An 18,316-nucleotide genomic window follows, 5' to 3' on the forward strand; every position below is an offset into this window, starting at 1 on the left:
AATATGGCAGTGATTCAATTTCAAGAAACAGGCGAACGGTTAACGGACAAAAACGCGATTGACGCTTTTTTAGGCGCGCAAAGTGTTATTTATGAAAAGTGGGACATCTCCAAGCTTCCTGAAAATTTGCGTGAAAATTTTACGTTATCGGATGAAGACAAGCAGCAAGTACTGGATACGTTCAGCAACGAAATTAAAGACATTTCAGAACGTCGCGGCTACCAGGCGCATGACGTCATTTCCTTGTCAGACAGCACGCCGAACCTGGATGAGCTGCTGACAAACTTTCAAAAAATTCACATCCATACAGATGACGAGGTTCGGTTTATCGTCAGCGGCCACGGCATTTTTGCGATTCAAGCAAAAGACGGCCAGTTCTTTAATGTAGAGCTTGAGCCAGGCGACTTGATTTCCGTGCCGGTGAATACGCGCCACTACTTTACGCTGATGGAAGACCGCAAAGTCGTTGCCGTGCGTATTTTTGTGACAAAAGAAGGCTGGGTGCCCATTTACGACGAAACAAACGCATAAAAAAAGCCCCTCACTAGGGGGCTTTTTTTTAATCTCATAATTCGCTTCCAAATCAATTGGTGTGGCGCATAGGATTCCATGAAACGGATGTTGTCCCATGATTCTTCATATTTATCCTTGCCCGTCCAGACAGCTGCCGTATAGCCTTCTGTCAAACCGACAAACCATAAATCACGGTAATCGTTGGTTGTGCCTGTTTTGCCGCCGATGTATCCGGACGTAGAGAAAACAGCTTTTCGCCCTGTTCCGTTTACCATGACACTATTAAGCATATGGCGCATTTTAGACGTTGTTGCCAGCGACCAGACACGTACCGGCTCTTCTTCCGGCCACTTCAGCACGGTATTGCCTTGAAAGTCCGTCACCCGTTTAATGGAACGGGGGTCCTGGTACGTCCCCTTTACAAAGGAGGTATAAGCACCTGCCATCTCCAAAGGGGAGACGCCGTACGTGAATCCGCCAAGGGCAGGAGATAAATTATATCGCTCTTCCTCAAGAACTCGGTCGAAATCAAATTTATCCAAGTACGAAAACGCCCGTTCTTTTCCGGTCCGTAAATACAACCGCATCGCAGCGGTATTGTGGGATTTTGTTAACGCTTCTGTCAGCGTCACCATGCCGTATTCTTTTAAACTATAATTCTCGAAGCAGGTTTTTTCGCCCCCCGGACAGAAGGAAGAGTCGAAGTTGTCTGCAGAAACAAGATCATTGACGCTAGCGCCATACGTATCAACATAAGGTGCGTAATCAAGGAGCGGCTTGATCGTTGAACCAGGCTGCCTGTATGCCTGATAGGAGCGGTTAAACTGCGTATTGTCATAGTCTTTTCCGCCTGACAGAGCAACAACATCTTTCGTTTGATTGCCGACAACGGCTGCTGCGCCTTGAACGGACGAGCCACCGAGTACATTGTTCACCGCACTGACGGCTTTTTTCTGAATAGCCGGGTCTAGAGCGGTATGGATAATCACACCGGACGCTAAAATTTCATTCACACGATTGCTCAGTTTTTCCTGAATGGCATCGCGTGCATCGCCCTCAGCATTTAACAGCTGCTGATCAAACCCTTCCGATTCTGAAACAAGCTGTCTGAATTCCGTCATGACAAACGTAGAATAATCCGGGTATTTGTCCAGACGGCTTCTCGTATTTAACGTGATCGGTTCATTTTTAATTTGCTCGGCTTCTTCCGCGGTAATAAATTCTTCCCGCGCCATAATATCAATCAGACGCTCCTGACGAGTCTTCGTATTGTCGAAGTGCTTTTCAGGGTTGTACAGCGACGGATTATTCGGGATCGAAGCGATAAACGCCATCTGTGCTTTTGACAGCTTGTCCACCGGTGTTTGGAAATAGTATTGAGCAGCTGCTTCGACACCATAGACATTGTTATTAAAATAAATAACATTTAAATACAAGTCCAAAATCTCATTCTTTTCCAGCTTCTTTTCAATCTGGTAGGAATAAAGCACTTCTGCTATTTTCCGCGCAAGCGTCCGGTCCTGTGTTAAGTAAATGTTCCGGGCAACCTGCTGCGTAATGGTACTCGCACCCTGTTCGATTTCATCCGACTGGGCATTGACCATAAAAGCACGGATGACCGCTGCCGCATCTACGCCGGAGTGCTCATAGAAATGCTGATCCTCAGATTGAAGGAATAGTTCTTTTAAAAACGCGGGGATTTTTTCCCCCTCCACCACGATCCGGTTTGGCTGATGGAGCTCCACATAAATGTCGCCATTTGTGTCTTTTATCTTGCTTGCCTGTGGCAGATCCACTTCATTAATCACTATTCGTTCTTCAACGTAATCATCAAAATTTTGTACTTTCCCTGCTTCTGCATCGGCATAATAAAAGGTCAACACAGAAAGGGGGATAAGCAAAATAATGAGTACGTATCCTAAAACCGTTCTCATTCATCAACCGCCTTTTCGAGTTTAAACGTGCTTATGTACCATCATAAAGGAAACGATCTTGGAAATAAAGGGCTCTTCTACACAAAAAATGGGTTATTCGAACGAAATTTTGTACATAATGGCATACTCTTTTTTTACTTCCTCCAGCGCTTGAAGGCTGCGCCTTGAAAAAGCGTCGTCCTTTTCTTTCAACCGATTCTCCAGCTTCCGAACGGCAGCAAATAAAGAATCGTTGTATGCTTCAGGTTCTCCTTCAAATGGATGAACGGCAGATTCTGCGATATTCGCCTGCTCAAGGTGGGCAAGGGCTTTTCGTTCGTGAAAAAACACGTCCTCCGCTTGATTCGGGTGATGAAGATCACCCTGCGCCGGGTGTCTGAGAACAGATGTCACTTTAACCGTATAGCCGCCAGGGCGGATGCCGGTGATGGTGCCGGTATATTTGCCGGATTTATAATGGGCTGTAACCAAATCGCCAATGGTCAATTTATTCCCCTCCTTTAAATAGTTATTGTATCAATTTTCCTGTGCGAATGGAAATGACACAATCACGCCACTTTGATTTATGAAGTTCTCCTGCTATAATGAACGAGGACAAATGAATGGAGGCAAAGCGTGTGCTGATGAACCTGTTGCTCGGCTTCGGCAATTTTTTATATTTTCCGGAAGATAAAAGTGAATACATTCCGGCGGCCATTTCAATGAGTGTCTTTGTCCTGATGGCGGTTCTTGCTTTTCTTCTGATCAAGCGCGTATCTAAAAAAGAAGAAGAGAAAACAAAACATCTGGAAGAACAAATCCGTAAAGCCAACGAAGAAAAATCATAAATCAATGAAAGAAAACATTCCGCATGAAGCGGGAGAGGTTCGCGAATTCCCTCTATAAAAAACTAATAATCAAAAGCCCATAGAGCGGCTCTGTGCTGCATCGCTTTTGTGACCTGTCCAGCAGGCGTAAACCGCCGGTTCGGAAGGTTTTTTTCTTTTGTCTTCGCGTTCCTTTTCTTTCGAAAGAAGAAAGAAGGAAAACCATTATGTTAAAAAATGAAAAAGCCGTCGTTGTTTTCAGCGGCGGCCAGGACAGTACAACATGCTTGTTCTGGGCTAAGCAAACGTTTAAGGAAGTCATCGCTGTTACCTTTCATTATGGACAGCGGCATGATGCTGAAATTGATGTCGCGAAAGACATTGCGGATGATTTGAATGTACCGCATCATATTTTAGACATGGGGCTTTTAAATCAGCTGGCCCCCAGTGCATTAACTCGTTCGGATATTGACATAGAAGTAAAAGAAGGCGAACTGCCGTCTACCTTTGTAGAAGGGCGTAATTTATTGTTTTTATCCTTTGCGGCTATTTTTGGAAAGCAGGCGGGAGCGCGCCATATTGTGACCGGTGTTTGTGAAACAGACTTCAGCGGGTATCCGGACTGCCGTGATGCTTTCGTGAAATCATTGAATGTCACGTTAAATCTGTCCATGGATCATGAGTTTGTTATTCACACGCCTCTTATGTGGCTCGATAAAAAAGAAACGTGGAAGCTGGCGGATGATTTAGGCGCGTTCGACTATGTACGTGAGCGGACGCTGACATGCTACAACGGCGTAAAAGGATCAGGCTGCGGGGAATGCCCGGCTTGTGAGCTTCGTCAAAACGGCCTGGATCAATATATAGAAGAAAAAGGAGGAAGCATGCAATGATGCAGCAAATCTATCCCGCACCGGCGCATGACTTCCGGTACGAATTAAATAAAGACTTTCACTTCGCTGCTGCGCACTATGTGCCGCATGACGAAGCGGGTGCCTGCCGGAAAATGCACGGCCATACGTATTTTGTCAATATTACGGTAGCAGGTGATACGTTGAACGATTCTGGTTTTTTGGTGAACTTTCAACTGGTGAAGTCCCTTGTTCATAAACGGTTTGATCATACAGTGCTAAATGAGGACGGGCTTTTTTCAGAAGATCTTTCCGAGCGTTTTCCGACAACGGAGGTTGTCGCAAGGGTCATTTGGGAGGTTGTACAAAAAGAGCTTGATCAAACGGTAAATAAACCGAAGTGTCTTCAAGTGTATGTCCGTGAAACGCCGACAAGCTACGTCCTGTTTCGCCCGAAGAGGGAGGACTTCTCATGATCCCGGTGCTTGAAATCTTCGGTCCAACGGTTCAGGGAGAAGGAGCTGTGATCGGGCGTAAAACGATGTTCGTCCGGACAGCGGGCTGTGATTACCGCTGCTCCTGGTGCGATTCGGCTTTTACGTGGGACGGAAGTGCAAAAGAGGACATCCGGAAAATGACGCCGGAAGAGATTTATCAGACGCTGCTGGAAGCCGGTGGCGATACATTTGACCACGTCACGATTTCCGGAGGCAATCCGGCTCTTCTGGCCGGCATCGGCGAGCTGCTTGCCCTTTTCAAGGAAAAGGGAATTGAATCCGCGCTTGAAACGCAGGGATCGAAATACCAGCCGTGGTTCAAGTTTATTGATGAACTGACGATTTCCCCAAAGCCGCCAAGCTCCGGTATGGATACGGACGTCGATAAGCTGTCGTTTATTTTAAATGAAACAAAAGGGCAGTCCGTCAGCTTAAAAGTAGTGATTTTTAATGAAGAAGATCTCGCTTATGCAAAAAGCATTCATCAGCGCTTTCCGGATGTCCCGTTTTATTTGCAGGTGGGCAATGATGAGCTGGATGAAAAAGATGATTCCAGGCTGCTTGGTCATTTAGCCCGTAAGTATGAGTGGCTGATCGACCGGGTTATGCCGGATCCGGAATTTAAGCGGGTCCGTGTTCTTCCGCAGCTCCATACCTTTGTGTGGGGAAATAAAAAAGGCGTATAACAAAAAGCCAAGCCGGGATGCCGGCTTGGCTTTTTATAGTATTGAAAAACAAACATGTCAAGGAAATACAGGTGTCTTTTATGGTATTTTCCTTTTTATGAGCAACATAAAAACGATCTTTTTCTAAAAAAACATACAGGGGCTCCGGGCTGCCGGCTCCGCTTTTCTGCGAAGCAGGCGGTGAGCTAGTCTTTGTCGCGGCAGCGGCAAAAGTTAGCTCACCGCCCGCCCCCAGGAACGCGCAGTCCTGCAGAAGCCGCCCAGACCGTGTTCGCGCAAGCACAGTGGCTTAAAAAAAGAAAAGCTGTCACTTGCTATTCATTGACGCCTTTTTTTCAACAGCATGAAAAGCCAAGCCGGGACACCGGCTTGGCTTTTCTCGTTAAAGGGATTCGACTGCTTTTTTCATTCGGTTCATCGTTTCTTCTACCGTTGCGCGCGGGCAGGCGACGTTGATGCGCATGAACCCTTCTCCGCCTGGGCCGTACTTGGCACCGTTTCCGAGTGCAACGCCGTGAACTAAAAAGAGGTCCAGCAGCTCTTTGTCAGGCAGGCCGAGTGACCGGCAGTCGACCCAGACAAGGTAGCTTCCTTCCGGCTCCATGACGCTAATGGACGGAATGTTCTTTTCTGCGTACTCTTTCACAAGACGGGCATTTTCCTGTATGTAATCGAGCGCTTCCTCAAGCCATTCACTGCCATGGCGGTAAGCGGCTTCCATGCCGGCGATACCCAGCTGGTTGAGCGTAAACTGTCCTTGACGGGCAAAGACCTTTTGCAGCCTGGTGCGAATGTCTTTATTTGGAATAATAAGCGCGGAAGCCTGCAGTCCGGCCAGATTAAACGTTTTGCTCGGTGCCACAAGAGTCACGGTAAAGGCGGCATAGCGCTCGGACAACGAGGCAGCGGGAAGATGCTTGTTCGGTTCGCGTGTTAAGTCCGCATGAATTTCATCTGAAACGAGATACACATTGTGTTTTTCGCAAATCTCACAAAGCGTCGTCAGCTCCTCCTTCGTCCAAACACGTCCGCCTGGATTGTGAGGTGAGCACAAAACGACCATCTTCGCTTTTTCCGTTTGAATTTTCTCTTCTAAATCAGCAAAATCCATTTCGTAACGCCCATCCTTCAAGAGCAGCTCATTGTGGACAAGCTTTCGTTCATTTCGTTCAATCATCTCGAAAAACGGATTGTAAACAGGCGGCTGAACGATCACGGCATCTCCGGGTTTCGTTAATGCTTCAACGGCGGCACCGATAGACGGAACGACACCGTGATTGAACAGAAGCCATTCTTTTTGAACGGACCAGTGATGGCGGCTCTGCATCCAGTTGACAATCACCTCTTTTGTGGAGTCTGGAACGATCGTATAACCGAAAATGCCATGTGCTGCCGCTTTTTGAATCGCTTCAGACACCTCGTCTGGCGCTTTAAAATCCATATCCGCTACCCACATTGGCAGCACATCCTCACGACCAAAAACAGTTTTTAATCCATCCCACTTGACCGCATGTGTTCCACGGCGTTCAATGACTTCATCAAATCTTGACATGTCTCTCACTCTCCTTGACAATAAACATACATCAAGTAAGAAGGGGAATACAAATGAATGAAACGGCTCAGTTGAATTTGGCGCTTATGGAGGAATTGCAGGCATTTGATCCATACGAAGCGGGTGAGGGATTTTATGAAACGGAAATGGCCGATGTGATTTACGCTGTTCATCAGCAGGAAAAGGCGTTAAAGCTTGCCGCTCAAATCCGTTCCATTTATGAGCACTCCTTCGATCAGCCGATGCCTGGCGGAGAACCGATTGAATTAGCAGAGAAACTATTGGAAATAAAAAGAAATTCATCATGCTCTTTGTGAAAAAACACAAAAATAATAGATATTTTTAGTGGATAAAACAAACGAGTGGGATTTTTGTTATAATGAAGCTTGTAGTTTTGACTTATTGAGGAGGACTTGTAATGAAGCTGAATGAAAAAGAAGTGGAAATCCTGGAAATTCTGCAAAAGGACGCCCGTTTTGAAGCGGCGGACATCGCTAAAATGATCGGTCTTTCTGAAACGGAAGTAGCCGACACTATTCGACGCCTGGAAGAAGAAAAAGTGATTGTGCACTACGCCACACTCGTAGACTGGGCGAAAATGGACAATTACACAGGTGTAACGGCGATGATCGATGTGAAGGTAACCCCGAAACGAGGCGTCGGCTTTGATGAAGTGGCAGAACGGATTTATCGCTTCAAGGAAGTCAGCTCGGTTTATTTAATGTCGGGTGTGTATGATTTATCGGTAACGGTTGAAGGAAAATCGATGAATGAAATTGCCCGCTTTGTATCAGAAAAATTATCAACGCTTGATTCCGTTGTTTCAACGACGACTCATTTCCAGCTGAAAAAATATAAGCATGACGGCATGATCTATACAGCCAAGCGTGAAGACAACCGAATCGTGGTGTCGCCGTAATGACAATTACGAAAAGCTATGTCGCGAAGTCAGTGGAGCAGATGCGTCCGTCTGGCATCCGAAAGTTCTTTGACCTGGCCGCAACGATGGACGGGGTTGTCTCACTCGGGGTGGGCGAGCCGGATTTCGTCACGTCCTGGTCTGTTCGGGAAGCGGCGATCAATTCACTTGAACGGGGATTCACATCCTACACGGCCAATGCCGGGTTGATCGAGCTGCGGCAGGAAATTGCCCGATACATGAGTGATCGCTTCCACGTGCATTATTCACCGAAGGAAGAAATCATTGTAACGGTCGGGGCAAGCCAGGCGCTTGACATTGCGATCCGGGCTATCACAGATCCGGGTGATGAAATTATTGTCGTGGAGCCGTGCTTTGTCTCCTATGCTCCGCTGGTAGAGCTTGCAGGCGGGCGCGCTGTGACAATTGGCACCACAGGCGATACGGGCTTTAAGCTGCAGCCAGAGCAGCTGGAGGCGGCCATAACCGATAAAACAAAAGCGATATTGCTTTGCTACCCGAATAATCCAACTGGAACCCAGCTGGACCGGGATGACCTTGAAGCGATCGCGGAGATGGTGAAAAAGTATGATCTGCTTGTAATTGCGGATGAAATTTATGCAGAGCTTGCGTATGATCAGGCACACACGTCCATTGCCTCGCTCGAAGGAATGCGGGGGCGGACGATTTTAATCAATGGATTCTCAAAAGGATTTGCGATGACGGGCTGGCGTCTCGGCTTCACGTGTGCACCGGAGGAAATTTCAAGTGCAATGCTGAAAATTCATCAGTATGCGATGATGTGCGCCTCAACTCCTGCCCAATATGCGGCGTTAGAAGCGCTGCAGCATGGCATGGGTGATGTGGAAAGCATGAAAAAGGACTACCGGCAGCGGCGCAATTATATGGTGCAGTCTTTTAAAGAAATCGGGCTGGACTGTCATTTGCCGGGCGGTGCCTTTTACGTTTTCCCGTCCATTCAATCAACAGGCTTGACGTCCGAGCAGTTTGCGGAAAAGCTGCTTCTTGAAGAAAAGGTAGCGGTCGTGCCGGGATCGGTATTCGGGGCAGGCGGCGAGGGCTACATTCGCTGCTCGTACGCCTCGTCCATGAGCCAGCTGCAGGAAGCCGTTAAACGAATAAGCCGTTTTATTGAAAACAATACGAAGTAAAAACAGTTCGATGAGGATGGTCAGGAAAAAGAAACAGCTCATATACACCTTTCGATTTGAATTTAGTTTTAAACAACTAAATTCTAGTCGAAAGGTGTTTTTTTGATTAAGGACCATTCTTTTTGCTCAGGATCTTGGAAATTCACCGTACTATACGAAATGTTAAAAAAGTACAGCTAATATTAAAAAAATGCTTGTGATAACGCTTTCATAATCATTTTCAAAATTTATACTAAAGAAGTACTAATACTTACAAAGGAGATGAAGACGAGCATGAGAAAACGTTTTAAAGAATTAACATTTATTATTATGGCTATGGTTTTTGCAGTAGTAGCAGCGGGCTGTGGAAATGCGGGGGGCAGCGGAGGCGGCAGTGGAGTCGACGTAGGGATTGTCCTGCCAACAAAGGATGAGCCGCGCTGGGTACAAGATGAACAGCGATTCAAAGATGCGCTGGCGGATTCAGATTATTCAACAGAGATTTTGTTTAGTCAAGGTTCATCAGCGAAAGAAAAAGAAAACGTTGAAGCGCTTTTAAATAAAGGGATTAAAGTGCTGATTATCACTCCGCATGATGGAGCAGCAGCAGCTGCCGCAGTGGAAGCTGCGAAAAAAGATGATGTAACAGTTATTTCGTATGACCGGCTGATAACTGACACCGATGCAGTCGACTACTATGTAACGTTTGACAGCTTGGCAGTTGGTGCCGCACAGGCCCAATATTTAGTGGATAATGCACAAGGCTCAGACATTCCGCTTTACTTGTACGCTGGCGCGGGCTCGGACAACAATGCTTTTTTATTTTTTGAAGGAGCCTGGAAAGTGCTGCAGCCTAAAATCGCTGATGGAACATTCAAGATTGCGAACTCAAACGAAGCAGAAAAGCTGAAGGATTCAGCTGACTTGTCCCGTGATCAATTAGGAAAAATTATCGATCAAATTACGACGAACTGGGATCCGAATGAAGCAAAAAACAAAGCGCAAACGCATTTAACGGCTGTTGGAAACGATCAAAAAGGGGACGTTGCAATTCTGGCGCCAAATGACGGAACTGCACGCTCCATTGCGGATGTATTCGCTTCTGACAGTGCAATTACAAGCTATCTTGTAACAGGTCAGGATGCAGAACAAGCGTCTATCCAATACATTATCGATGAAAAGCAATCGATGACCGTGTTTAAGGATGTTCGCACATTGGTGAAAGATGCGATGGGCATGGCAGTTGAGATTTTAGATGGAGCATCACCGGAAACAACAGGTTCTTACGATAATGGAGAAGTTGAAGTAAAGGCAAAACAAACAGATGTCATCGTGGTTGATAAAGAAAATGTGAAAGCAGAGCTTATTGACTCCGGTTATTATGAAGCAGGCGATTTCACAGGAATAGAGTAAGCATCTTATTTTGAGGAAAAAGAAGCGGTGGGCCATTTGTTCCCACTGCTTCTTCCTTCACGATTTGTTCATGGCAAAGGAGGCATTTAGATGAGTAGCTATATTTTAGAAATGAAGGATATTTCTAAAGAATTCCCTGGAGTTAAAGCGCTGACAAATGTGAATTTCAAAGTGGAAAAAGGTGAAATTCATTGTTTGATTGGCGAAAACGGGGCAGGAAAATCAACGTTAATGAAAGTGTTGAGCGGGGTCTATCCGCATGGAACCTATTCGGGCGATATCCTGTTTGAAGGTCAAGTACAAAAGTTTAATGAAATTAATGACAGTGTGAAAGCTGGAATTGGAATTATTTATCAGGAATTGGCGCTTTTTCCGGATTTAACGGTTTATGAAAATATTTTTGCCGGAAACGAAGTGAGTAAAGGACCGTTAGTTGACTGGAATCAAACCATTGTACAGGCCACCAGCATGTTAAAAAAAGTAAAGCTTCATGTTGCTCCGGAAACATTAATAAAGGATTTAGGCGTTGGAAAACAGCAGCTTGTTGAAATTGCTAAAGCATTGAGCAAAGATGTGAAGTTATTAATTTTGGATGAACCAACCGCCGCTCTAAATGAAGATGACAGTGAAAACCTATTGGATCTCCTGAAAGAGCTGAAAAGCCAGGGAATCAGCTGCATTATGATCTCTCATAAATTAAAAGAAGTGATTTCGATTGCGGATAAAGCAACCGTTCTTCGTGACGGCAAAACCATTTGTACGTTGGAGGCGGAAAAGGGTGAAATAACAGAAAGCGTTATTATTAAAAATATGGTAGGCCGCGATATAGAAGATATTTACCCGAAACGCCCCGATAAGAACATTGGGGACGCGGTGCTGAAGCTGGACAATTGGTCTGCTTACGATGCGCAGCTCGGTCGACACGTAGTCGAAAATGTAAATCTAGAAGTGAAAAAAGGTGAAATTGTTGGTATTGCCGGTTTGATGGGATCAGGAAGAACGGAGCTTGCTCTTAGCATCTTTGGTAATCCGAAGAAGTACAAGCTGCAAGGAAATATGCACATTCATGGGGCGCCCAAAGCGCTGAAGCATACGAGTGAAGCGATAAAAGCAGGCATTGCTTACGTGACGGAGGACCGTAAAGGAGATGGACTGTTTTTACTGCAGGATATTAAAAGCAACGTTTCGGCCGCCCACTTGAAAGGCATCTCCACAAAGGGTGTTTTAAATTTGAATGAAGAAGTAAAGGTGGGGACTGAGTATAAAAATTCCCTGTACATTAAAGCGAGTTCACTAGAACAGATTGTCGGAAAACTGAGCGGAGGAAATCAGCAGAAAGTATCGCTTGGCAAATGGCTGTTTACAGGACCTAAGATACTCATCCTGGATGAACCGACCAGGGGGATTGATGTCGGAGCGAAGTTTGAAATATATTCCATTATGAATCAGCTCATTAATGAAGGCATGAGCATCATTATGATTTCATCCGAATTAGGCGAAATTCTTGGCATGAGTGATCGTATTTATGTCATGGCAGAAGGAAAAGTAAAAGGTGAAATGGCCATCGAAGAAGCGACGCAGGAGAATATTATGGAGCTAGCGACGCAATAGGAGGTATTGACAATGAATTACTTAACAGAAGCAAAACAGCTTGTTAAAGCAAATATTCGTGATTATGGCATGTACATCGCACTGATCGTCATTATGCTTACTTTTACTATTATGACAAACGGACTTTTTATGTCATCGCGAAATATAAGCAACTTACTGGATTCAGCTGGCTACATCGCTGTATTAGCCGTTGGAATGACGCTTGTCATCGTCATCCGCCACATTGATTTGTCCGTTGGTTTCGTAGCAGGATTTTTGGGTGCCATCGCGGCCATTTTTTTAACTCAGCTCGGTGTACCTGTTCTTGTGACCATTCCAGTTATTTTAGTATTCGGTATTATTGTTGGACTTTTTAATGGAGTGCTTATTGCCAAAATTGGAATTCCTTCATTTGTCGCGACACTGGCAGGGATGCTGATCTTTCGCGGTGCCCTCTTGCAGGTAACAGAAAAAACAGGAACGATCATAGTGAATGATGATCAATTTAACGCAATCGGAAACGGCTTTATCCCATCTATTATGCAGGTGAACGGACTGCATCTTCTTTCTTTACTCGTGGGGATTTTTGGTATTGTTTTGTATATTTACAGTGAGCTATCGAACCGGAAAGATAAAGTGAAGTATGGTTTTGATGTTCCGTCTAAGGCTATTTTTATCACTAAAATGGCGATTGTATCAGCAATCATTGGGTATGTGACCTGGATCCTGGCAGGCTATAATGGATTTTCCTGGACCGTTGTGATCATGGTGGCTGTTGTGATTCTCTATCACTTCTTAACAACCAAAACGGTTCTGGGGCGTCATATTTATGCGGTTGGAAGCAATCCGGAAGCAGCTCATTTAAGCGGGATTAATGTAGAGAAAATTACATATATTGTTTTTGGCTCTATGGGAATGCTTGCGGCGCTCTCTGGAATTCTTTTTACGGCTCGTCTTCAATCGGCCACAACAACAGCTGGAACATTATTCGAGCTTGATGCGATTGCGGCGGCTTATGTTGGTGGAGTATCTTCTGCTGGTGGAGTAGGGAAGGTAACAGGGGCCATCATTGGTGCTGTTGTGATGGCCTCGCTATCAAGCGGAATGAATCTGCTGGGTGTAGGGATTTCTTATCAGTACATGATTCGCGGAAGTGTCCTGGCTTTAGCAGTAATCTTTGATGTGATGACGCGTAAGCAGCGGGCTTGATGAAGGAACAGTGGCACCCTTTTATAATAAAAGGGTGCTTATTGTCATAGGTGATATTGCTCTTATGTATTTGGGTGATATAATAAAAAGAAAGGGTTTTCATTCCGGAGGGGATTTTATTGAGGAAAAAAGTCATCATTATTTTTGCTGTTTTTTTTATCATACTTGTGTATGTAACATTCACCTCTGCCCTAAAAGTCTTTCAATCCGGCATCGAAATTCCTGTCATACCGGCAGAGGATAAAGAAGAGATTCGTCTCGTGCTCATCACACAAGAATTGGACACTCCCTTTTGGAGAAAGGTAAGCAAAGGCGCCGAGGCACAAGCATTAAAGGAAAAGGTCAGCTTGGAGGTATGGGGGAGCTACGGCAACAATAAAGAGGATTTTCTGAAAAAATTGGATGTAGCGATACACTCGAAAGTAGATGGAATTATCGTGCAGGGGCTGGATACTGAATCCTTTAAAGAGCTGTCAAAAGTAAAAGCCGCCTCTTACGGCATTCCGATCATTACTGTTGCAAATGATGTTCCGATGGAAGAAAGTCTGCGGAAAACATATATAGGCTCTGATCAATTCGAGGCTGGAAAAGTAGTGGCAGAAGAGCTACTTGATCAAATGGGGGTTGCCGGACAAGTCATCATACTGGGAGATCAAGAGAAGGAGTACTACCAGGAAAGACGTCTGGAAGGAATTCAGTCTGTGTTAAAAGGATACCCTGAAATCAGTCTTTTATATGGAAGCACCGGGGACGAAAAAGAGCAAATTATCTCCACTACTCAGCAATTGATGAATCAATTGCCGGAGGTCGATGCATTTATCGCCGTTAATGCGAATCATGCAGGGCTCATGATCCAGGAAATTGGCCGCCGCTCTCAAGTAGAGCCTTATCATATTTACACCTTTGATGATGGGTCTGAATCGGATTCATTATTAGCGGAGGGAAAATTGGACGGGTTGCTTGAGCAGTCCCCGTTTCGGATGGGGGAAGAAAGTGTCAGGCGTGTGACGCAATGGATTTCAGGAGAAACCGTGCCGCTGGATATGCAGGGCTATTTGACTGGCATTCGTATGATTGAATCCGCAGGGTCTATGAAATGAATACGATCCAAAAGAAAATTTGGGGGCTTGTATCAGTTGTTTTATTAATCATGATTATTATTTGGTTGACGCTGACGTACTACAATCAGAAAACGCAGGAGCAATACAACGATATTCTGCAGCGGTATATACAAATGAATGAAGTAACGAGCGTAAGTGACCAGGTGATTATGAACTTGAACAATTACTTGATTGAACCGTCAGCTGCAAAAAAAGATCAAGTAAACAAAAGCACTGAATCACTTCGGCATGTTAAAAAGGAAATTAACGAACTTCGGAATATGGAGAATACATTTGCTCTGACAAATTATATGAACTTGATCGATAGTTTAATTGAAACAACGGAACGAACAATGGCGTTTCGGGATCAGGAAGAAACAGAATCCTCCGCATCAGAATTTACAGAAGCATCAAGGATTTCAAAATATATTTCAGAACTGACATTAACGATTTTAGACAATGAATTAAAAACGTACGACCACTTTTACCGGGACATTATTATTCAATCGAAAGAGTTAAAAAAGCTTGGCATCTGGCTTTTATTATTAATAACCGTTGTTCTGCTGTTTATTACGTACTGGGTTTCCTTGAGTATTACCCGGCCCGTGCACCAATTAACAAAAGCGGCGAATGAATTGTCGAATGGACGTTTTGACCAGTCTATTACTGTAGAGTCAAATGATGAAATTGCTTTTTTAGCTAAAACGTTTAATGCCATGCGAATCAACATTAATCGGTTAATATCTGAAATTCAGCAAAAGGCTGATCTTGAACACGAACTTCAGGAAAATAAATTGCTACTGAAAGAAAGTCAGTTAAGAAATTTACAAAGCCAAATTAATCCTCATTTTTTATTCAACACTTTGAATATCCTGTCGAAGAAAGCATATTTGGACGGTGCTGAGGAAACAAGTGATTTGATCGTCAGTGTAGCTGAACTGCTGCGCTACAATTTAAAGCGGCTGGATCATCCGGTCACATTATCCGAAGAAGTCATTGTGCTGAAACAATACATGGACATACAAAAAGCGCGGTTCACAGACCGTCTGCGGTTTAACGTGGAAATTGACCCGACCTGCCTGGATGTGCTAATCCCTGGGTTATCCTTACAGCCTATTATTGAAAATGCTGTTATTCATGCTGTAGAGCCAGAAGAAGATGGCGGAACCATCTGGTTTCGGATACACCCGGGGAAGGATTTTGTGTTCATTGAAATTAAGGACGATGGAAAAGGGATGCCGCTTGAAAAAATTAACCGTCTTTTAGAAAGCGATCGAATAGAAATAGAAAAACATTCGTCTGGAATCGGCTTCAGAAATGTTGTGAAGCGATTGCAGCTTTTCTACGGTAAAAAGAACTTAATTTCTATTGAAAGTGAAGAAGGAAAAGGGACAAGTGTTCATTTGAAAATACCTTATAAACAAGAGGAGGGGAACCATGATTAAGCTCTTAATTGTGGATGATGAGCCGATTGAACGCGAAAGCATGCAGATGATTTTGCAAAAAGCTTTTCCGAGTCTTACTATCAAACAAGCAAAAAATGGGAAGGCAGCGGTAGAGATTACGAACATTTTTCATCCCGATATTATATTGATGGACATTATGATGCCTGTCATGACCGGGCTTGAGGCGATTGAACAAATCCAATCACAGCACCCGAAAATGAAGTTTGTCATGGTGACCGCTTATGATATGTTCGATTATGCCCGCCAGGCGCTTAAACTAGGAGTCAAAGATTATTTGCTCAAGCCAAGCAAGGCGAAGGAAATTGTGGCAGCAGTCGGACAGGTTTTGGATGAGCACAGGAAAGAAAAGTCAGAAGAAACCACACGTCAGACAAAGCAGGAGGAGTGGACGAAAGCATTAGCGCTAATTGAAACAGATGTTGTCACCCAGCTTTTATACGACCATGTTCATGAGATACATATCGATTTATTAATGAACATGTTAAGTATTCAATCGACAGAGGATCAATTTGTTATGGTTGTTTTGCTGCCGGAAGGTTCGGGGCGGTATTATTCACTGATCAAGGAAAAGGTGCGGAAGGAGAGAAGTGGCTGGGTTGGCGCATTATATGGCCGTCAACTGCCAATCATTGTATTCAGGAACAGAGAGCAGTCCTTTCGTTCCCAGGCGATTGCTCTCGCAAAATCTATTCTTTCTGCAGCAGATAAAGACGAGAAAATAAACTGGTTTATCGGAATCGGAAATGTTTCCACAAAACTTGAGGAGATAAAGCAGTCTTACCAAGAATCGCTTATTGCGACAATGGACACAACGCTCCCTGTGAAATTCCGGTTTTACTCTGACGTACCTGTCCTCGACCCAAAGATAGAAAGAGGCCTCGTAAAGGAGCAGGAAAAGCAATTTTTTGACCAAATTCGTTTGGGAGAGTGGGAAAAAGTAAGACAGGGGATTCTCGATGTGATTCAACGTTTTGAACAGGAGGGAGCTCATTTAGTCCAAACACAACAGCGTGCTCTTGAAACACTTTGGGTGGCCAGTCGTATTATGGATGAGATGGGGATTAAGTCAGACGCACCTTATTATTCATTTCAAGCACAGGATTACCGGCAATTAAGAACGGAAACAATGCTCTTGATTGACCGCATGGAGGTATTGTACGAAAACCATTATGACAAAACGGAAGCGGATAAAATTTATCAAATTCAACGTTTTATCAAAGAGCATTCCCATGAAGATATCTCACTTGAAATTCTTTCAAAGAAAATAGATTTGAGTCCGATATATATTAGCAAACTGTTTAAAGAAAAGCTTGGGATTAATTACATCGAATTTTTAACAGAATGCCGGATGGAAAAAGCAAAAAAGCTTTTGATGGACCCTGATAAAAGCCTGAAAGAAATTTCATTTGATGTCGGCTATCATGAACCTAATTACTTCAGTAAAGTATTTAAAAAAATGTGCGGAGTTTCACCAAAAGAATACAGAAAAACATTATTAAATAAAACGAGTTGAAAAAGAGAGGGGGGCTGTGAAGGTGAATCGGCCGCCGAATCGGATGATGTTCATCTTCTTGCTGTTAAGCTGTATTCTGATCAGTTCCGCCTGTGAGAAAGAAGCGCGCCCTGTTACTGAACAAAAAGTGATAAAGGAATACCCATTGACTGAAGATCCTTCTGGCGAAACAATCCGAATTGGATTTTCAATGGATACCTTGCTTGAAGAAAGATGGCTGAGGGACCGGGATTTGTTTAAGCAATCAGTTGAAGAATTGGGCGCAGAAGTGGAAATCTTAGCTGCCAATGGAGATGACGCACTTCAAATCGCTCAGGCTGAAACATTAATTAATCAGGGGGTCGATCTTTTAGTTCTCGTGCCTCATAATGCGGAGGCGACGGCAGCTATTGTTCATAAAGCACATTTGGCAGGAATAAAAGTGATTGCCTATGACCGGCTAGTGAAAAATGCGGATATTGACTTGTACATTTCATTTGATAACGAAAAAGTGGGGGAGCTTCAGGCAGAGGCGATGACCAGGTTAGTACCTGAAGGAAATTATGTATATATTGGAGGAGCTATTACAGACAACAATGCTCATTTATTTAAAAAAGGTGTTTTTAATATATTGAAACCGTATATTAAACGCGGAGATATTCAAGTTGTTTATGATCAGTGGACGCAGGATTGGACCCCCGTAAATGCATTAAACAATATGGAGGCGGCATTAAAAGCGAACAATAACCAGATTGACGCGGTGATTGCAGCTAATGATGCAACAGCAGGAGGAGTCATTGAAGCGCTTTCCAGAAAGGGGCTGGCGGGCAAAATTCCTGTTGCCGGACAAGATGCTGAGCTTGCAGCTGTACAGCGAATTACGAAAGGCACCCAGACAATGACAGTCTACAAGCCTATCCAACAGCTTACGAAAGAAGCTGCACGCCTTGCTGTTCAGCTTGCACGTGATGAAGAGACGAAAGCATTTCAGACAATAAACAACGGTAAAGTGGATGTTCCTTCAGTCTTATTGTCACCTATTGCCGTAGATCAAACCAATCTGAGTGAAACGGTGATAAAGGATGAGTACCATTTATATGAAGACATATACAAATAAAGTAGAAGAAGCAGCTTTGT

General features: G+C 44.2%; 18 protein-coding genes and 1 riboswitch. Of the genes, 15 read left to right on the forward strand and 3 right to left on the reverse strand.

Annotated features, from left to right (window positions below; genetic code table 11):
• Positions 1-3 precede the first annotated feature (3 nt).
• On the forward strand, positions 4-531 hold the full coding sequence (locus BW952_RS12435; RefSeq protein ID WP_045850360.1) for a 1,2-dihydroxy-3-keto-5-methylthiopentene dioxygenase: 528 nt from the start codon (positions 4-6) through the stop codon (positions 529-531).
• Here the strand turns inward: BW952_RS12435 and BW952_RS12440 are convergent.
• Positions 510-2,447 carry a transglycosylase domain-containing protein gene (locus BW952_RS12440; RefSeq protein ID WP_045850361.1) on the reverse strand — a complete coding sequence of 646 codons (1,938 nt, stop codon included), beginning with the start codon at positions 2,445-2,447 and terminating at the stop codon, positions 510-512. The genes BW952_RS12435 and BW952_RS12440 overlap by 22 nt on opposite strands.
• A 93-nt stretch (positions 2,448-2,540) precedes the next feature.
• Entirely contained in the window at positions 2,541-2,933 is a 393-nt protein-coding gene (gene kapB, locus BW952_RS12445; protein ID WP_045850362.1) for a kinase-associated lipoprotein KapB, read from the reverse strand.
• A gap of 116 nt (positions 2,934-3,049) precedes the next feature.
• On the opposite strand from kapB, the gene BW952_RS12450 reads away from it, so the two are divergent.
• The 4 genes from BW952_RS12450 (at position 3,050) to queE (ending at position 5,287) form a co-directional block, all read left to right on the forward strand.
• Positions 3,050-3,274 (forward strand): hypothetical protein, encoded by a 225-nt coding sequence (locus BW952_RS12450; protein WP_045850363.1) that lies wholly within the window; start codon positions 3,050-3,052, stop codon positions 3,272-3,274.
• A gap of 28 nt (positions 3,275-3,302) precedes the next feature.
• Positions 3,303-3,346, forward strand: a riboswitch (PreQ1 riboswitch).
• A 134-nt stretch (positions 3,347-3,480) separates the two neighbouring features.
• Entirely contained in the window at positions 3,481-4,146 is a 666-nt protein-coding gene (queC, locus tag BW952_RS12455) for a 7-cyano-7-deazaguanine synthase QueC (protein WP_045850364.1), read from the forward strand.
• Positions 4,143-4,580 (forward strand): 6-carboxytetrahydropterin synthase QueD, encoded by a 438-nt coding sequence (gene queD / locus BW952_RS12460; protein ID WP_045850365.1) that lies wholly within the window; start codon positions 4,143-4,145, stop codon positions 4,578-4,580. Before queC ends, queD begins: the two co-directional genes overlap by 4 nt.
• The gene (queE, locus tag BW952_RS12465) at positions 4,577-5,287 is read left to right on the forward strand and encodes a 7-carboxy-7-deazaguanine synthase QueE (protein WP_045850366.1); all 711 of its coding nucleotides are present in this window, start codon (positions 4,577-4,579) and stop codon (positions 5,285-5,287) included. Before queD ends, queE begins: the two co-directional genes overlap by 4 nt.
• 382 nt (positions 5,288-5,669) lie before the next feature.
• Here the strand turns inward: queE and BW952_RS12470 are convergent, their stop codons facing one another.
• Positions 5,670-6,839, reverse strand: a complete 1,170-nt coding sequence (locus tag BW952_RS12470; RefSeq protein WP_045850367.1) for a MalY/PatB family protein — start codon at positions 6,837-6,839, stop codon at positions 5,670-5,672.
• A 53-nt stretch (positions 6,840-6,892) separates the two neighbouring features.
• On the opposite strand from BW952_RS12470, the gene BW952_RS12475 reads away from it, so the two are divergent.
• The 10 genes from BW952_RS12475 (at position 6,893) to xylF (ending at position 18,296) form a co-directional block, all read left to right on the forward strand.
• Positions 6,893-7,156, forward strand: coding sequence for a DUF1871 family protein (locus BW952_RS12475; protein WP_045850368.1), 264 nt, complete (start codon positions 6,893-6,895; stop codon positions 7,154-7,156).
• Between the two features lie 101 nt (positions 7,157-7,257).
• Entirely contained in the window at positions 7,258-7,758 is a 501-nt protein-coding gene (locus BW952_RS12480; protein ID WP_045850369.1) for an Lrp/AsnC family transcriptional regulator, read from the forward strand.
• Positions 7,758-8,930: an aminotransferase gene (locus tag BW952_RS12485; protein WP_045850370.1), complete on the forward strand. Its 1,173-nt coding sequence runs from the start codon at positions 7,758-7,760 to the stop codon at positions 8,928-8,930. The genes BW952_RS12480 and BW952_RS12485 overlap by 1 nt, the downstream gene beginning before the upstream one ends.
• 273 nt (positions 8,931-9,203) lie before the next feature.
• Entirely contained in the window at positions 9,204-10,322 is a 1,119-nt protein-coding gene (locus tag BW952_RS12490) for a sugar ABC transporter substrate-binding protein (protein WP_045850371.1), read from the forward strand.
• 90 nt (positions 10,323-10,412) lie between these two features.
• Entirely contained in the window at positions 10,413-11,933 is a 1,521-nt protein-coding gene (locus tag BW952_RS12495) for a sugar ABC transporter ATP-binding protein (protein WP_045850372.1), read from the forward strand.
• Positions 11,934-11,945: 12 nt separating this feature from the next.
• Complete coding sequence (locus BW952_RS12500; RefSeq protein ID WP_045850373.1) at positions 11,946-13,121, forward strand: sugar ABC transporter permease; 1,176 nt, start codon at positions 11,946-11,948, stop codon at positions 13,119-13,121.
• 119 nt (positions 13,122-13,240) lie between these two features.
• The gene (locus tag BW952_RS12505; RefSeq protein ID WP_045850374.1) at positions 13,241-14,221 is read left to right on the forward strand and encodes a sugar ABC transporter substrate-binding protein; all 981 of its coding nucleotides are present in this window, start codon (positions 13,241-13,243) and stop codon (positions 14,219-14,221) included.
• Positions 14,218-15,666: a sensor histidine kinase gene (locus tag BW952_RS12510; RefSeq protein WP_045850375.1), complete on the forward strand. Its 1,449-nt coding sequence runs from the start codon at positions 14,218-14,220 to the stop codon at positions 15,664-15,666. Before BW952_RS12505 ends, BW952_RS12510 begins: the two co-directional genes overlap by 4 nt.
• Complete coding sequence (locus BW952_RS12515; protein ID WP_045850376.1) at positions 15,659-17,200, forward strand: response regulator; 1,542 nt, start codon at positions 15,659-15,661, stop codon at positions 17,198-17,200. Before BW952_RS12510 ends, BW952_RS12515 begins: the two co-directional genes overlap by 8 nt.
• Before the next feature lie 43 nt (positions 17,201-17,243).
• Positions 17,244-18,296, forward strand: coding sequence for a D-xylose ABC transporter substrate-binding protein (gene xylF / locus BW952_RS12520; protein WP_045850390.1), 1,053 nt, complete (start codon positions 17,244-17,246; stop codon positions 18,294-18,296).
• The last annotated feature ends 20 nt before the right edge of the window (positions 18,297-18,316 follow it).

The organism is Domibacillus enclensis (assembly GCF_900156125.1).
Lineage (GTDB): Bacteria > Bacillota > Bacilli > Bacillales > Domibacillaceae > Domibacillus > Domibacillus enclensis.